Source organism: Buchnera aphidicola (Anoecia oenotherae), assembly GCF_005080765.1.
In the GTDB taxonomy this organism is placed as follows: domain Bacteria; phylum Pseudomonadota; class Gammaproteobacteria; order Enterobacterales; family Enterobacteriaceae; genus Buchnera_E; species Buchnera_E aphidicola_AB.
Genome location: NZ_CP033012.1, coordinates 149,655 through 166,464 on the forward strand (window position 1 = coordinate 149,655; position 16,810 = coordinate 166,464).

The window sequence follows — 16,810 nt, forward strand, 5'->3', positions numbered from 1 at the left end:
TTATTATCCATTATTCATGCAATAGTAAAAGTACTAATTACCTATTTACAACATTCAATTAAGTGTACCGTATAATTTATGATAAACAAAAATTTATTACTAAAAAATAATAAACTAAATATCTACAATTCTTATGACAAAAATACTAATGACACTATTCAAAAATTATTTATTCAATTTGAAGAAAAAAATTTTTTTATTCAACCTACTAAAATAGGTTATCCTGTTCTTTGGATAAAAAAAAAAATAATTCTATCTGTTGCTAGTTTTTTAAAAAACATATCTAAACCATATTCCATGTTATATGACTTACATGGAGTAGATGAACGACCACGTGTTTTTAAAAAATATATTCCTAATTCTGATTTTTCTGTTTTTTATCATCTATTATCCATTGAAAGAAACTGCGATCTAATATTAAAAGTACCTCTATTAAATAACGATTTAACAATTCCTACTATTACTAATTTATTTAAAAATGCAAACTGGTATGAAAGAGAAACGTATGAAATGTTTGGGATTTTTTTTGAAAATCATCCTAATTTAACAAATATTTTAATGCCAAAAAATTGGAAAGGACATCCTCTAAGGAAAGACTATCCTGCTAGAGCAACTGAACTTAATCCGTACTATTTAACAAAAGAAAAAGAAAATTCTGAAATGGAAGCATTATCCTTTAAACCAGAAAAATGGGGAATGAAAAAATCTAAAAAAAATTCTGATTTTATGTTTTTAAATTTTGGTCCTAATCATCCATCTTCTCATGGAGCTTTTAGAATAATACTTCAACTAGACGGAGAAAAAATTGTTGATTGTGTTCCCGATATAGGTTATCACCATCGAGGTGCAGAAAAAATGGCTGAAAGACAATCTTGGCATTCCTATATTCCCTATACTGATAGAATAGAATACTTAGGTGGATGTGTTAACGAAATGCCATATGTTTTAGCAGTTGAAAAATTAGCCAACATAGTAGTTCCTGAAAGAGTTAAAGTTATTAGAATAATGATGTCAGAACTATTTAGAATAAATAGTCATTTGCTATATATATCTACATTTATTCAAGATGTAGGAGCTATGAGTCCAGTATTTTTTGCTTTTACTGATCGACAAAAAATTTATAATTTAATCGAATTTATTACCGGAGCTAGAATGCATCCAGCATGGTTTCGAATTGGAGGTGTTGCTCAAGATTTACCAAAAGGATGGGATAAATTACTAAAAATAATAATAGATTGGATACCTAATCGATTAAAAAAATATGTCGATATCTCATTAAAAAATAGTATTTTAATATCACGTGCAAAAGGAATTGCTCAATACTCTCAAGAAGAAGCTTTATCCTGGGGAGTTACAGGAGCGGGATTGCGAGCTACAGGAATAAATTTTGATATAAGAAAATATAGACCTTATTCCGGATATGAAAACTTTGATTTTGAAATTCCAATAGGAAATAAAATTAGCGATTCTTATTCAAGAGTTATGTTAAAAGTAGAAGAAATTTATCAAAGTATCTCTATACTTAAACAATGTTTAAATAATATGCCAGAAGGAAATTTTAAAGCAAATCATCCTTTAACAACTCCTCCAATGAAAGATCATGTATTAAATCATATTGAATCTATGATTTCTCACTTTTTACAAGTATCCTGGGGTCCAGTTTTAAAAAATAACGAGTCCTTTCAAATGATTGAAGCAACAAAAGGAATTAATAGTTACTATCTAATTAGCGATGGTGGAACTATGAGTTATCGAACTAGAATAAGAACACCAAGTTTCCCCCACTTACAACAAATACCTTCTGTTATTTCTGGTTCTTTAATATCAGATTTAGTAGTTTATTTAGGTAGCATAGACTTTGTTATGTCAGATGTGGATCGATAAATCATGAATATCAATAAAAAAAAAATAAATACTATTATTTTTCAACAATTTCAATTAAGTAACATCGAAATAAAAGAAATAGAAAAAGAAAAAAAAAAATATAAAACAAATAGAGCTGTATCTATTGAAGCCCTTAAAATAGTACAAAGACATAGAGGATGGATTTCTACCAATTCTATACATGCCATATCAAAAATATTAAATATTTCTAGTAATGAAATTGAAGAAGTTGCTACATTCTATAGTCAGATATTTAGAAAACCAGTTGGAAACTATATAATCCGATACTGCGATAGTATTGTATGCTATATAAATAATGTTAAAAAAATAAAATCTTGTTTAGAAGAAACACTTAAAATAAAATCAGGGGAAACTACCAAAAATAAAAAATTTACTTTATTACCTACTTGTTGCTTAGGTTTTTGTGATAAAAGCCCTGTTATTTCTATAAACTCATATTATTATCCACGAGTTACAGCAGAATCTATTATATTTATTTTGGAACAATATTCATGAAAAAAAAAAACAAAAAACTAGAAGAAACTCATCCTTTAACATGGAGACTACGTGAAGATCAAAAAACTGTATTCATTAATGAATACTTAAAAAAAAATGGCTATGCAGGATTAAAAAAAGCTATATCAAAATTTTCCCCTGATGAAATAATAAAAAAAGTTATTAATTCTGAACTAAAAGGTAGAGGAGGAGCAGGATTTCCTACAGGAATGAAGTGGGAATTAATGAAAAAATCTAATAATATAAATACTAAATACGAACGATTTTTAATCTGCAATGCAGATGAAATGGAACCAGGAACATATAAAGATAAACTATTAATGGAAAAAAATCCACATTTACTAATAGAAGGAATAATTTTATCTTCTTACGCTCTAAACGTTCCAACTAGCTATATTTTCCTAAGAGGAGAATATACAGAATCTAACTATTTTTTAAACATAGCTATAAAAGAAGCAACAAGAGAAGGATTTTTAGGTAAAAAAATATTAGGAAGTAATTTTAATTTAAATATATTTATCCATACTGGAGCAGGGCGTTATATTTGTGGAGAAGAAACCGCATTAATTAATTCTCTAGAAGGAAAAAGAGCTAACCCAAGATTTAAACCTCCCTTCCCTGCTAATATTGGATTATGGGGAAAACCAACATGTGTTAATAATGTTGAAACTTTATGTAATATTCCAGCTATTATTTTACATGGAACAACATGGTATAAGAAATTATCAAAAACTAAAGATCATGGAACAAAAATGATGGGCTTTTCTGGAAAAGTCAATAAACCAGGAGTATGGGAACTACCTTTTGGAATTACTGCAAGAGAACTTTTAGAAGATTATGCACAAGGAATGCAAAATAATTTAAAATTAAAAGCATGGCTACCTGGAGGAGCTGGAACAGATTTTTTAACATATAAACATCTAGATATACCTATAGATTTCACCAACATTAATATAGCAGGAAGTCGATTAGGAACTGCAATATCTATTGCTATCGATGAAAAAACTAATATTGTACCTTTATTGATTAATTTAGAAGATTTCTTTTCTAGAGAATCATGCGGTTGGTGTACACCATGCAGAGAAGGATTACCTTGGAGCCTAAAAATACTAAAAAAAATAGAATCAGGATTAGGAAATATAGAAGATATAAAAGTCTTAGATAAAATTTGCACAGATTTAAGTCCAGGAAAAACTTTTTGTGCTCATGCTCCTGGAGCTGTATCTCCATTAAAAAGCGCTATAAAATACTTTATTTCTGATTTTAAAAAATATTTTATTTAGTTATATAAAGATTAAAAATTAAATCTATATAAAGAATATTTATTTAAAAAATATCTATCTATATTATAGACATGTATACAAAAATAAATTTATATAATTACACTTATTTTTAATAACTAAATGTTTAATTCGTGTGGAAAAAATTATGTTTACTATCTTTATAGATAAAAAAATTTATACCGTAAAAAAATCAGAAAATTTGTTACATACTTGCTTATCCCTTGGAATTAATTTGCCATATTTTTGTTGGCATCCAATTTTAGGAAGTATAGGAGCATGTAGACAATGTGCTATAAAAATATATTCAGATAAAAACGATCAATTAGGTCGAATAGCAATGGCTTGTATGACTCCTCTTCAAAACAATATGATAATATCTATTGATGAAAAAGAAGCAAAAAATTTTAGAAAAAGCAATATAGAATATCTTATGATCCATCATCCACATGACTGTCCTATATGTGCAGAAGGCGGAAACTGTCACTTACAAGACATGACTGTAATGACAAAACACCATAATAGAAAATATAATTTTTCTAAAAAAATATATAAAAATCAGTATTTAGGTCACTTTATATCTCATGAAATGAATCGTTGTATTTCTTGTTACCGTTGTGTTCGATACTACAAAGATTATTGCGACGGGAAAGATTTTGGTGTTTATGGATCAGGACAAAGAATGTATTTTGGCCGTTTAGAATCTGGTGAATTAGAAAACGAACATTCAGGAAATTTAATTGAAATTTGTCCTACTGGTGTTTTTACTGATAAGTTACATAAAAAAAACTATAATCGAAAATGGGATATGCAATATTCTCCTAATATATGCCAGTATTGCAGTATAGGATGCAATATTTTATCAGGAGAAAGATATGGATATATTAGACGTATAGAAAACAGATATAACTATAATATTAATCAATATTTCATTTGTGATTTAGGAAGATTTGGATACGGACATTCTAATTTAAAAAATAGAATAAAAAATCCTTATATTGTTAAAAACAAAAAAAAATTTAATTTAAGTTCACAAGAAGCTTGTAATATTGCAGTAAAAATAATCAAAAGTTCTAATAAAATTATAGGAATAGGTTCTAGTAGAGCAAGTTTAGAAAGTAATTATGCATTATTAAATTTAGTAGGAAAGAAAAATTTTTCTAATGGAATGTTAGATTCTGAATATAAAAATATTCTTTTATTTATAAAATTACTAGAAAATAGCGGAATAAAATCTGTTTCTTTAAAAGAAATAGAAGAATGTGATTCGATACTAATAATTGGGGAAGATATCACTCAAACTTCTTCTAGAATGGCTTTATCTATAAGACAAGCAATAAAAATGAAGTCAACACGAGAAGCAATAAAAAATAATATCCCTTATTGGCATTCTCAAGGAATTAAAAACTTTTCAGAAGGTCTGAAAAATCCTTTGTTTTTTATAGGATCAACTAAAACTAAATTGCATGATATTGTAAACTGTAGCTATATTGGATCTATTCAAAATCAAATAAATATTCTAAATTCAATTTATGATTTAATTACAAAAAAAAACCTATATTCTTACAAATTTGATAAAAAAATGCAAGAAAAGGTTTTTCTTATTTACAATTCTCTTGTTAAATCAAAAAAACCTCTCATTATTTCTGGAAGTAAATCAAGTAATTCCACCATACTAAAAATAGTATTTAATATTTCTCAATCTTTATATTTACTAAATTCTAATACAAAGATTGCATTTCTTCCACATTGTACTAACAGTATAGGTGTTAGTTTATTTGGAGGAATGACTTTAAATCAAGCAATTAACACTATTCAATGTGAAAAAATTAAAACTCTTATTATTATGGAAAATAACTTATATCATTGGATGACCAAAAATACAATTGATTTGATTTTAAAAAATATTAAAACAATTTTAGTGTTAGACCATCAAAAAACAGAAACTCTTAAACAAGCACATCTTGTATTTCCTTCTTCTAATTCTTACGAAAGTTCAGGAACAGTAGTTAATTATGAAGGTAGAGCTCAAAGATTTTTTAAAACATATTCAACAAGTTTTTTAAATAAAAAAAATAAAATGAAAGAAAGCTGGAAATGGATTTATAACATAAATAACAAAATAAATAAAAATACGAAAGATGATATATCACTAGATAAAATTACAAAACTTTATTCATCTTTTTCTTCTTACCTTGCTCCATTAAAACAAATGTTACCTACTTCTAGTACTAAAATTTTTGAACAAAAAATACCACGTTCTCCTAATCGTGCCAGTGGAAGAACAGCACTTCGATCTCATGTAGATATACATGAACCAAAACAACCAGAAGATAATGATAGTATGTTTTCATTCTCTATGGAAGGATCTAACAGATTTTACGAATATTCTTCTTATATTCCATTTGTTTGGTCTCCCGGTTGGAATTCACCTCAAGCATGGAATAAATTTCAAAAAGAAATAGGTGGAGATTTAAAAAATGGAAGTCCTGGAATTCTTTTGTTTAAAGAAAAAATAAAAAAAACAATATTTTTTTCTATTAAAAACAAAAAAACCTCAATAAGAAAAAATTTATTTACCGTCGTACCATATTACACTCTATTTGGAGTAGATGAAATATCACAATACTCTCCTGAAATACATCATAAAATTTACTCAATTTATGCATTAATTAGTATTAAAAATGCTAAAGAAAAAAATTTAGAATCAGGTTCTACAATTATGTTTCAATGCTTAAACCAAACTTTTCATATGTCTATTAAATTATCTAAAACTTTATCTTCTAAAAATATCGCTTTACCAATAGGAAGAATAGGATTTCCTTATGAACTATTAGGAAAAACTATAGTTAATTTTCAGGAAGTAATAATATGAATTTACTTTATTACAATAATAGTACTTTTTTTTTATACATAGTAAAAGGAATGACTTTTTCATTTTTATTAGTAATATTTGCTGCCTTTATGAGCTTATTCGAAAGAAAATTACTAGGATATTTTCAAAATCGACATGGACCTAATAGAGTAGGATGGTTTGGAATTATGCAAATAGTAGCAGATATGATTAAACTACTTTTTAAAGAAGACTGGATTCCTAAATTTAGTAATAAAACACTCTTTTTTGTCGCTCCTATTATTTCTTTTATTAGTTTGTTATTAGTTTTTTCTATTATTCCTATTTCAAACACAATAGTTTTAATACGTTTAAATATAGGAATACTATTTTTTTTAATGATGGCTGGACTATCTGTCTATTCTATCCTTTTTGCGGGATGGAGTAGTAACAATAAATATGCTTTTTTAGGATCTGTTCGTTCAATTGCTCAAACTTTAAGTTATGAAATTTTCTTAGGATTATCGTGTATGGGAACAGTAGCACGAGCTAATTCTTTTGATCTAATTGATATAGTTACTAGTCAACAATATATTTGGAACATTATACCTCAATTTCTAGGATTTATTACTTTTTTTATATCAAGTTTAGCTTTATGTCATAGACATCCTTTTGATCAACCTGAATCTGAACAAGAACTAGCAGACGGCTATCATATAGAATATTCTGGCATGAAATTTGGTTTATTTTTTATTGGAGAATATCTGTCTATATTAACAGTTTCAGGATTAATCGTTAGTATGTTTTTAGGAGGATGGTACGGTCCCGGAATATACCCGGAATTTTGGTTTATTGCAAAAATGATATTATGTTTTTTCCTATTTGTTTTGATTAGAGCTTCACTACCTAGACCTAGATATGATCAAACACTTATTTTTAGCTGGAAATTTCTTTTTCCAATATCTTTACTCAATTTAGTTATTACAACTGCTTATTTATTATATATATAATATATACAGGGTGGAACATGTTTATAAAAAAAATATTATTTTTCTTATTATCTCAATTAAGAAGTTTATTATTAATACTTTTTCATTTATTTAAAAAACCAGAAACACAAAATTATCCTGAAGATACTGTTAATTTATCTCAAAGATACAGAGGACGAATTATTTTAACTAGAGATCCTAACGGAAAAGAAAGATGCGTAGCTTGTAATTTATGTGCTGTAGTTTGTCCTGTAGGATGTATATCTTTACAAAAAACAGAAAAAAAAAATAGATGGTATCCAAAATTTTTTAGAATTAACTTTTCTCGTTGTATATTTTGTGGATTATGTGAAGAAGCATGTCCAACAACTGCTATTCAGTTAATTCCAGATTTTGAACTAGCTGAATACGATAGAAAAGATTTAATTTATGAAAAAGAAAACTTATTGATATCTGGAACAGGAAAAAATAAACATTATAATTTTTATAATGTCTCTGGAGTGCAACTTCATGAAGAAAAAGAATATTCTAGTCAACATTCTAAAAAAAAAACCTGTGTAGATATTCATAGTTTGCTACCCTAAGAGAAAACCATATGCAAATATTATTTTACTTATTAGCAACATGCTCAATTATCTCAACTCTATTAACTATATTTCAAAAAAATCCAATTTACGCAATAATATATCTTCTTTGTTCTCTTTTATGTATATCAAGTATATTATTTTTATTCGGTTCTTTTTTCGCTGCTTCAGTTCAAATAATCATATACGCTGGAGCTGTTATGGTCTTATTCATTTTTATAATTATGATGCTTAATATTAAACATATTTCGGATCTAAACCTTACTTATTTCAAAAAAATTTATCTTTTTATAGGTTTATTTATTATTTTTATAATATTAAAAAAAACATTAAATCCTATTTTTAATACATTTAATAATAAGAACATACATATTAGTATTGTTGATACTCAGTTAATAGGAGGTAATTTATTTACTAATTATATAGTATTAGTAGAACTAATATCTATACTTTTATTATCTGCTTTAATTGTTTCTTTATACATAGAAAAAAATTTATTTTAATATTATAAATAACTAAAAATATAGTATTCAATTTAAAATGAGGAAAAAAAATGATTTCTCTTTTTAATAGTCTATCTTTTTCATTTATATTATTATTTTTAGGAATAACAGGAATAATAATTAGAAAAAATGCACTATTTACTCTTATTAGTATAGAAATCATACTAAGTGCCACAGGACTATCTATAGCTATTTTAAGTTCTTACTGGGATGATATAAATGGACAAATATTCTTTCTTGTCACTCTTACTTGTGCTGCTACCGATTCAGTTATTGGACTAGCTCTTTTATTACAATTATATCGTATTCATAAAACATTAAATATTGATTTATTAAATGAGATAAAAAAATGAACCATATTATATATTTAACAATCTTATCTCCAGTAATTTCTTTTTTATTATTAACTGTTTTCAAAAAAACATTTTCATATAAAATAAATCATGCTTTTGGTATTTCAGGATTGATTTTATCCTTACTATCTACTATTTATACATACAAAATATTTATTCAAAAAAATCTATTAGAAAATTTTAACTACCCAGTATTGACAATATTTGATTTTAACTTGAATTCTTATAATTTATTTAATGGTTTGTTTTTAGATCAATTTTCACTATCAATGTTAATGCTAATTACAATCATAGGAACTTTAGTTTATACCTATTCAATATCATATATGGAATTTAAAAAAAATAAATTTTCTTTTTTTGCATACATCAATTTTTTTATTTCTGGAATGATTTTACTGATATTATCTAACAACCTATTACTCATGTATATTGGATGGGAAGTAGTTGGACTATTTTCTTTTTTACTTATTGGATTTTACAATTCTAAAATAGAAAATGGAATAAATTCAATAAAAACTTTTTTAATTACTAGAACTAGTGATATTTTTCTTCTATTTTCTATATTAATAACACACTATATTTTTGGAACTTTAAATTTTGAATTGATAAAAATAAAATCTATTCATTTTCACAATTGGTCAATAATAAGCTCTTTTAACTTGTATATTTTATCTTTCTGTTTATTAATCGGATCTATCGGAAAATCTGCACAAGTACCACTGCACATTTGGTTATCTAAAGCTATGGTAGGACCAACTCCTGTTTCAGCTTTAATTCATGCAGCTACCATGGTAACAGCAGGAGTATATTTAATTATTCGAACTCATATCTTACTGTGTTTATGTCCAAAAACGTTAGAAATTATTAGTATAATTGGAGTCGTTACTTTAATTTTATCTAGTTTTTGTGCTTTATTTGAAAAAGATATAAAAAAAATTTTAGCATACTCTACTATTAGTCAACTAGGTTACATGTTTTTATCTCTTGGAATACAAGCATGGAACGCTGCTTTCTTACACTTAATTAATCATGCTTTTTTTAAAGCTTTACTATTTTTATCAGCAGGATCATTAATTAATTTAAACAATGGTGAAAAAAATATATTTAAACTAGGATCTATAAAGAAAAAACCACTATTATTATATGTTTTTTTTCTAATTGGAAGTAGTTCTTTAGTATCTTTTCCTATCATTACATCTGGTTTTTACAGTAAAGAACTTATTTTGTATGCGTTATTAAATCAACAACACACTTTATTTTTATTATTAGGATTTTCAAGTATTTTTTTAACTTCTCTTTATACATTTAGAATGTTTTTTATTTTGTTCCACAGTAATCAATCAATAAATTTATACAAAAAAAGAATGACACTAATACATGATCTTCCATTACTAATATTAGCAATATGTTCTACTGTTATTGGTTATTTAATCATTTGTAATGTAACTCAATTTTACTATACTACAAATATTTTTGATAATAAAAAAAGTATATTAGAAATAGTGTCTAGTATATTTTGTATTTTTGGTATTTTATGCGCATATTTTTTATGGGGATCAAATAATATTTTTTCTAAAAAACTTTTAAGCTCTACATTAGTAAGTAATTTTAAAAAATTATTCTATACACAAATTGGACTTGAAAAAATATATACTTATATATTAGTAAAGCCATTTTTTTTTATAACTTCAAAATTAAGATATGATCCCATATCAATAATTTGCACTTTTCCTGTTAAAATATTAAAAAAAACAAATAATTTATTTTTACAAATATCTTCAGGATACATACGTTGGTACATATTTCTTATCATGACAAGCACGACTTATTTACTTTATATTCATAACTTTTTATGTACAACTTATCTATAAAAATTTATAAATTTAATAATTAATTTGTATAATTCACTATAAAATATCATACTAATAGGCTATAAAAATGTTACTTAATGTGTTAATCATACTTCCATTTTTAGGAAGTATATTATGTTATTTATCTTCATTTTACAATATTAAATTTCCACGTTGGATAGCTTTATTTACAACCACTGCTCTACTATTAATCACTTGTAAAATACTATATTCTGAATTTTATATTCATCATCTACATTATTTACACCATTCTTTTTGGAATTATGAATACTGTACTCCATGGATTCCACAATTAGGAATAAATTTCCATTTAGCCCTTGATGGATTATCTATTTTAATGTTAGTAACAACTGGATTATTAGGAATATTTTCTATTTTTTGTCATTGGAATGAACTCGATAAATCTACAGGAATGTTTTACTCTAATCTATTATGTATATTAAGTTGTACTATAGGTATATTTTTATCTATAGATTTATTTTTATTTTTTTGCTTTTGGGAACTAATATTATTACCTATTTATTTTGTCACTATTTTTTGGGGAAATTCTTCATTATGTATTAATAATAGAACTAATTCTGCAAATAAATTTTTAATTTACTCTCAATTATCTAGTTTATTAATGCTTGTTGCAATTATACATTTAGTTGTAATAAATTATAATGATTCTCACATACTGACCTTTGATTACAATATTTTAAAAAATATCAAATTAACATTTTGGACAGAATTTTTTATTATGATGGGTTTTTTTATTCCTTTTATTGTTAAAATGCCGATTATTCCTTTTCATGGATGGTTACCTGATTTACAAAAAAGTTTTCCAACTAGTTCTTCTATTGACTTAGTCAGTGTAGTATTAAAAACTTCTTTATACGGAATATTACGTTTTAATATTTCTTTATTTCCTACAACTTCAATTTATATTTCTAAATACGCAATATTATTAGGATTATTTACTTTTTTTTACGGATCTTTTTTAATTATTAGACAAAAAAACATAAAAAAAATTATTTCTTACACTTCTATATCTCATGCTGGCATCATGCTTATCGGAGCATATCTATTTAATATTACATCTTATAAAGGATTAATTATTTATACAATATCAAATATGCTGTCTACATCAGGATTATTAATTTTAATTCAATGTTTATATTTTCAGTTTAACACTTATAACTTAAAAAAAATAAAAATAGCAGACTGTTGTAAAAAATGGATATCCGGAAGCTTTTTATTTTTTTTACTAGCTAATTTAGGCATTCCAGGAACTGGAAATTTTGTGGGAGAACTATTAATTTTACTAGGAAGTTTTAAACATTGCCATGTATTATCTATTGGAATTTCTATTGGTCTTGTTATAGCTACTACATACTCCATGTATATCATATATAATATGTATTTTGGAACATCTCTACATTTTTATACCGATTTTCATAAAAAGAAATTTATAAAAATACAAACTATAATTTTAATACTGTTAATAATAATTATAGGTTTATGTCCTAAAACTATAGGATATATTTCTTCTTACCCTTTAAATAAAATTTTAAAAAATTTATTATACACATATTAAATGTGTATAATTAATATTTACAAGGTTGCATTCTATATGTTAAATAATATATTTTTTTTATTTATGCCGTATTCTATACTATTCTTAACTATACTAATATCAATAATATGTATTTCAATTAAAAGAAATCATAAATTATCTTTCTTTATTACTATATTAGGATTAATAATATCTTTAATTACATCTACTTGTATTAATAATAATAATATTCCTGCTAATATTTCTAACTTATTTAAAATAACTCAAATATCTTTAATTATAAATAATATAATTTTGTGTACTACAATTATAATTTGCATGTTTTCCTACACATGGTTGCACCAAAATATCTTTAAAAAAGAAGAATTTTATATTTTATTACTATTATCTACATTAGGATGCTTAATGTTAAATATATCTTCAAATATGATTTCTTTATTTGTAGCTACAGAACTAATTTCTATCCCATTTTGCGGATTGCTAGCATGTAATACACATAAAAAAAATTTAATAGAATCTTCTTGGAAATATATTATTTTTTCTACTATATCATCTTCAATTTTATTGCTAGGAATAACACTAATTTATTCTATAATTGGTGAATTTCATTTCAAAGAAATTCAACAAATGATAACTTTTAATTCACATAAAGAAGAATTAATTGTTATAAGCGGATTTTTTATAATTTTTATATCTATTTTATTAAAATTATCTATCTTTCCATTTTATTTCTTAACCCCAGATCTATATGAATCAATTCCTATGCCTTCTCTAATGTATTATTCTACTTCCTTTAAAACAACTTTTTTATTTATTATAATTAAATTATATTTATTGCTAATAAATGTAAAATTACACTTCCTGATACTAATATTAAAAACTCTATCTTTTTTTTCTATAACTATTGGAAGCTCTCTAGCTATTTTTCAAAAAAATATAAAAAGGTTATTAGGTTATGCTTCTATCTCTCATTTTGGTTATTTACTTATTCCATTTATTTTACTAAAAAGCGACACGTATACTTTTTCTATAGAAAGTATACTACTTTATATTATAGGATATACATTAAGTAATATTATTATTTTCGGAACTATTTGTGTAATAGAAAAAGATCAAAAAAATAAGTCTGAAAAAAATTTATATTCTTATTCTGGATTGTTTTGGAAATATCCATTATTAACTATAGCTTTTACTATCGCTCTTTTATCTTCTGCTGGAATACCCTTTACTATAGGATTTATAAATAAAATATTTATTTTCTTGCTAGCAATAAATAATCAATCATGGTGGTTAACTATAGGAACTATTTTTGGAACAGTTATTAGTTTATATTATTATATAAGAATAATAAAAACTCTTTTTATTAAAAATAAAGAAAAATCAAACACTTTTACAAATTCAAAAAATAAAAAAACAAACTATATTATCTACAGTTCACAATCAATTATATGTTTTTTTTCTTTAATGATTATAATTTTAGGAATATATCCACAAATTTTGATTAATCTATTATAATTTATAATTATTAACTATTTTATATCTTATAAAAGATACTCTAAATTTGTATGTATAAATAATGCTTTATTATTTATAAATATGTTTTATAAATATAAAAATCGTAAAACACTATAAAAATCTAAAAATTTATTTTTGATAAAATTAAATCATTTAAAAAAATATATATACTATTTATTTTTATATATAACGATTTACCATTTAATATAATAATTTTATAGTCTATTAAATATAGTTAAAATTTTTATTTTATATGTAAATAAAACGAATTATAAATTATACAAAAATAAATTTACGCATATATTATTGTTAATATTCTTTATATATTCAATTTTTTATGAGAATGTTGAATGATTTAAACAATGCAACATATGAATTTAAAAATAAATTTTAATATTTTCCAAAAAAATAATTTTATTTTAAAACTTATAGTTATTTCATAAATTCAATTTAATTAAATTGAATTTCAAATAATAACAATAAAAATTTATAATTATTTCTGCATCTTATACTTCATTTAAATTAATATTTTTATATATAGTAAATTACATTTATAAGTTATTTATATCAATAATATTAAAAATATACCATCTAAAATTTACATAATAAATATTAATATTAACTAGTTTTAATATGCTAAACCAACTAAACGGAAAAATATTATGGTATTAGTAGACTACTTAATTATATTAACATTATTTATTTCTTGCTTAATAAGTTTTTTAAAAGGTTTTTTTCAAGAAATATTATCTATTTTTTTTTGGATTACAAGTATCTATATTTCTATAAATTATTATTCTTTTTTTTCTAAACACTTTATTAGTATACATAATAAAATTTTAAAAAATTTTATTATGTGTTTTCTCTTATTTATCATAATAATAACACTTGAATCATGCTCTAAATATATTTTAACAGAATTTATTCTCCAATTAGGCTGTGGTCAAACAAACAAAATGTTAGGATTAGCATTTGGATTTATAAAAGGAACAATATTAATTTCTATTTTAATTTTTGTATTAAATACTTTTACTTCTTTTAGTACAAGTCATTGTTATAAACAATCTATACTAATACCTTATTTTAATTATTTTATAAAAAAAATATTAATTTTTATTAAAACACAATATTTTTAAGTTATAAAAAAATAATAATAACAATATGTTTCATATATTATAAAACGAATATTAATTTACATTAATTAATAATATTAGTTTTTATTAATATAAATATAGTTATATTATTATTAATAAAATTTTCTATAAAATAAAAAGTTTATTTATGCTATTGTTTTAAATGATTTTTCATGAAAATCTAAATAATACGTATATCTATTAAAAATTATTAAAAGTATTTTTCTATATCAATATATTATTTAATACAATTAATAATCAGTTTTACTAAAAAAATTAATTAATGTTCAAACATTTCGGAAATAGATTCTTCATTACTAATTCTACGAATAGCTTCTGCTAACATAGCAGATAACGTTAAAGTACGAACTTTATTAATTTTTTTTATTTTTTCCGTTAGAGGAATTGTGTCGCATACAACAACTTCATCTATCAGAGATTTTTCTAAATTTGATGAAGCTTGTCCAGAAAATATAGGATGAGTAGCATAAGCAAGAACACGCTTAGCTCCTCTTTCCTTTAATGCCTTAGCAGCTTTACATAAAGTCCCTCCTGTATCAATAATATCATCTATTAATACACAATCTCTATTTGATACATCTCCTATTATATGCATAACTTGAGATAAATTAGTATTAGGACGTCTTTTGTCAATAATAGCCATTTCTACATCATTTAATAACTTAGCAACAGCTCTAGCACGTACCACTCCTCCTATATCTGGTGAAACAACTATAGGATTATTTAACTGTTTTTTAACAATATCTTCTAAAAGAACTAAACTTCCAAAAACATTATCTACTGGAATATCAAAAAAACCTTGTATTTGTTCTGCGTGCAAATCAACAGTTAACACTCTATCTACTCCTACGTTAGATAAAAAATCAGCTACTACTTTAGCTGTTATAGGAACTCGAGCAGAACGAACCCTACGATCTTGTCTAGAATACCCAAAATAAGGCATTACTGCTGTGATTCTTCCTGCTGAAGCTCTCCTTAATGCATCCACCATAACAACTAATTCCATAAAATGATCATTAGTAGGAAAACAAGTAGACTGAATTATAAAAACATCATTACCTCTTACATTTTCATTAATTTCAACACTAATTTCTCCATCACTAAATTTACTAACTACAGCGCGTCCTAATGTAGTATATAAACATAAAGCAATTGAGTTAGCTAAATTTGGAATAGAATTCCCAGAAAATAATTTCATTTCAGACATAAAACCTCTTTATGTTTAAACTAGTATTTATTTATTTTTTCACTCTACTGAAAAAATTATTTTGATTATTCAAACTACAAAACAATTTTTTTATTAACTTTCTATGTAAAACTAAAAATTTTACTTTTATCTATTTATGTAGAATTAAACACTTATAAAAAAAATATAAATAAACTTAAACCATATATAATAAAACGTCATTTTTTATAATTAAACATAAAATATATTACTAATATAAAATATCGTATACAATATTTTATATCATAAAACATTATGACAAATTTATAATAATTTTATTCATGTTTAGATAAAATTACATGTCAATAATGTTTTTAAAATACTGTATTACCTATTTATTATTTATTTTATTTTAAAAAAAATTTAAAATTTTTTTTAATTGAATTAAAAAAACATAATTACTTTTCAAAAAAAGTTTTGAAATTTGTAAAATATAAAAATATATATTATATATGTTCATATATATTTTTTTTAAAATTAACCCACTAAGATCAATAAAAAAAATTGTACTAAATAAAATTTAATTAAATTACTTACAATAAAATACA

Annotated in this window: 13 protein-coding genes; 12 read left to right on the top strand and 1 reads right to left on the bottom strand. The window is 23.8% G+C overall.

From position 1 onward, the window contains the following. Window positions 1-78 precede the first annotated feature (78 nt). The 12 genes from nuoC to D9V65_RS00690 all read left to right on the top strand — a co-directional run bounded on the left by nuoC (window position 79) and on the right by D9V65_RS00690 (window position 15,019). Complete coding sequence (gene nuoC / locus D9V65_RS00635) at window positions 79-1,884, top strand: NADH-quinone oxidoreductase subunit C/D (RefSeq protein WP_158341666.1); 1,806 nt, start codon at window positions 79-81, stop codon at window positions 1,882-1,884. A 3-nt stretch (window positions 1,885-1,887) separates the two neighbouring features. Beyond that, entirely contained in the window at window positions 1,888-2,400 is a 513-nt protein-coding gene (gene nuoE, locus D9V65_RS00640) for an NADH-quinone oxidoreductase subunit NuoE (RefSeq protein WP_158341667.1), read from the top strand. Beyond that, window positions 2,397-3,683 carry an NADH-quinone oxidoreductase subunit NuoF gene (nuoF, locus tag D9V65_RS00645; protein ID WP_158341668.1) on the top strand — a complete coding sequence of 429 codons (1,287 nt, stop codon included), beginning with the start codon at window positions 2,397-2,399 and terminating at the stop codon, window positions 3,681-3,683. The genes nuoE and nuoF overlap by 4 nt, the downstream gene beginning before the upstream one ends. A 145-nt stretch (window positions 3,684-3,828) precedes the next feature. Beyond that, entirely contained in the window at window positions 3,829-6,555 is a 2,727-nt protein-coding gene (gene nuoG / locus D9V65_RS00650; RefSeq protein ID WP_158341669.1) for an NADH-quinone oxidoreductase subunit NuoG, read from the top strand. Next, complete coding sequence (gene nuoH, locus D9V65_RS00655; protein ID WP_158341670.1) at window positions 6,552-7,523, top strand: NADH-quinone oxidoreductase subunit NuoH; 972 nt, start codon at window positions 6,552-6,554, stop codon at window positions 7,521-7,523. Before nuoG ends, nuoH begins: the two co-directional genes overlap by 4 nt. A gap of 17 nt (window positions 7,524-7,540) precedes the next feature. Then, window positions 7,541-8,086, top strand: a complete 546-nt coding sequence (nuoI, locus tag D9V65_RS00660; RefSeq protein ID WP_158341671.1) for an NADH-quinone oxidoreductase subunit NuoI — start codon at window positions 7,541-7,543, stop codon at window positions 8,084-8,086. Between the two features lie 11 nt (window positions 8,087-8,097). Continuing rightward, window positions 8,098-8,589, top strand: a complete 492-nt coding sequence (locus tag D9V65_RS00665) for an NADH-quinone oxidoreductase subunit J (protein WP_158341672.1) — start codon at window positions 8,098-8,100, stop codon at window positions 8,587-8,589. 50 nt (window positions 8,590-8,639) lie between these two features. Further along, window positions 8,640-8,942, top strand: a complete 303-nt coding sequence (nuoK, locus tag D9V65_RS00670) for an NADH-quinone oxidoreductase subunit NuoK (RefSeq protein ID WP_158341673.1) — start codon at window positions 8,640-8,642, stop codon at window positions 8,940-8,942. After that, window positions 8,939-10,813 carry an NADH-quinone oxidoreductase subunit L gene (locus D9V65_RS00675; protein ID WP_158341674.1) on the top strand — a complete coding sequence of 625 codons (1,875 nt, stop codon included), beginning with the start codon at window positions 8,939-8,941 and terminating at the stop codon, window positions 10,811-10,813. The genes nuoK and D9V65_RS00675 overlap by 4 nt, the downstream gene beginning before the upstream one ends. Window positions 10,814-10,880: 67 nt before the next feature. Continuing rightward, on the top strand, window positions 10,881-12,389 hold the full coding sequence (locus D9V65_RS00680) for a NuoM family protein (protein ID WP_158341675.1): 1,509 nt from the start codon (window positions 10,881-10,883) through the stop codon (window positions 12,387-12,389). A 36-nt stretch (window positions 12,390-12,425) separates the two neighbouring features. Further along, on the top strand, window positions 12,426-13,883 hold the full coding sequence (locus D9V65_RS00685) for an NADH-quinone oxidoreductase subunit N (protein WP_187305766.1): 1,458 nt from the start codon (window positions 12,426-12,428) through the stop codon (window positions 13,881-13,883). 662 nt (window positions 13,884-14,545) lie between these two features. Continuing rightward, window positions 14,546-15,019: a CvpA family protein gene (locus D9V65_RS00690; RefSeq protein ID WP_158341677.1), complete on the top strand. Its 474-nt coding sequence runs from the start codon at window positions 14,546-14,548 to the stop codon at window positions 15,017-15,019. A gap of 277 nt (window positions 15,020-15,296) precedes the next feature. On the opposite strand, the gene D9V65_RS00695 is transcribed toward D9V65_RS00690, so the two are convergent. Beyond that, window positions 15,297-16,244, bottom strand: coding sequence for a ribose-phosphate pyrophosphokinase (locus D9V65_RS00695; RefSeq protein WP_158341678.1), 948 nt, complete (start codon window positions 16,242-16,244; stop codon window positions 15,297-15,299). Between the last annotated feature and the right edge of the window lie 566 nt (window positions 16,245-16,810).

What these genes read in the sequence shown, in the direction of transcription:
- nuoC (WP_158341666.1), top strand. Translation starts at nt 79, where the DNA reads ATGATAAACAAAAATTTATTACTAAAAAATAATAAACTAAATATCTAC.
- nuoE (WP_158341667.1), top strand. Translation starts at nt 1,888, where the DNA reads ATGAATATCAATAAAAAAAAAATAAATACTATTATTTTTCAACAATTT.
- nuoF (WP_158341668.1), top strand. Translation starts at nt 2,397, where the DNA reads ATGAAAAAAAAAAACAAAAAACTAGAAGAAACTCATCCTTTAACATGG.
- nuoG (WP_158341669.1), top strand. Translation starts at nt 3,829, where the DNA reads ATGTTTACTATCTTTATAGATAAAAAAATTTATACCGTAAAAAAATCA.
- nuoH (WP_158341670.1), top strand. Translation starts at nt 6,552, where the DNA reads ATGAATTTACTTTATTACAATAATAGTACTTTTTTTTTATACATAGTA.
- nuoI (WP_158341671.1), top strand. Translation starts at nt 7,541, where the DNA reads ATGTTTATAAAAAAAATATTATTTTTCTTATTATCTCAATTAAGAAGT.
- D9V65_RS00665 (WP_158341672.1), top strand. Translation starts at nt 8,098, where the DNA reads ATGCAAATATTATTTTACTTATTAGCAACATGCTCAATTATCTCAACT.
- nuoK (WP_158341673.1), top strand. Translation starts at nt 8,640, where the DNA reads ATGATTTCTCTTTTTAATAGTCTATCTTTTTCATTTATATTATTATTT.
- D9V65_RS00675 (WP_158341674.1), top strand. Translation starts at nt 8,939, where the DNA reads ATGAACCATATTATATATTTAACAATCTTATCTCCAGTAATTTCTTTT.
- D9V65_RS00680 (WP_158341675.1), top strand. Translation starts at nt 10,881, where the DNA reads ATGTTACTTAATGTGTTAATCATACTTCCATTTTTAGGAAGTATATTA.
- D9V65_RS00685 (WP_187305766.1), top strand. Translation starts at nt 12,426, where the DNA reads ATGTTAAATAATATATTTTTTTTATTTATGCCGTATTCTATACTATTC.
- D9V65_RS00690 (WP_158341677.1), top strand. Translation starts at nt 14,546, where the DNA reads ATGGTATTAGTAGACTACTTAATTATATTAACATTATTTATTTCTTGC.
- D9V65_RS00695 (WP_158341678.1), bottom strand. Translation starts at nt 16,244, where the DNA reads ATGTCTGAAATGAAATTATTTTCTGGGAATTCTATTCCAAATTTAGCT.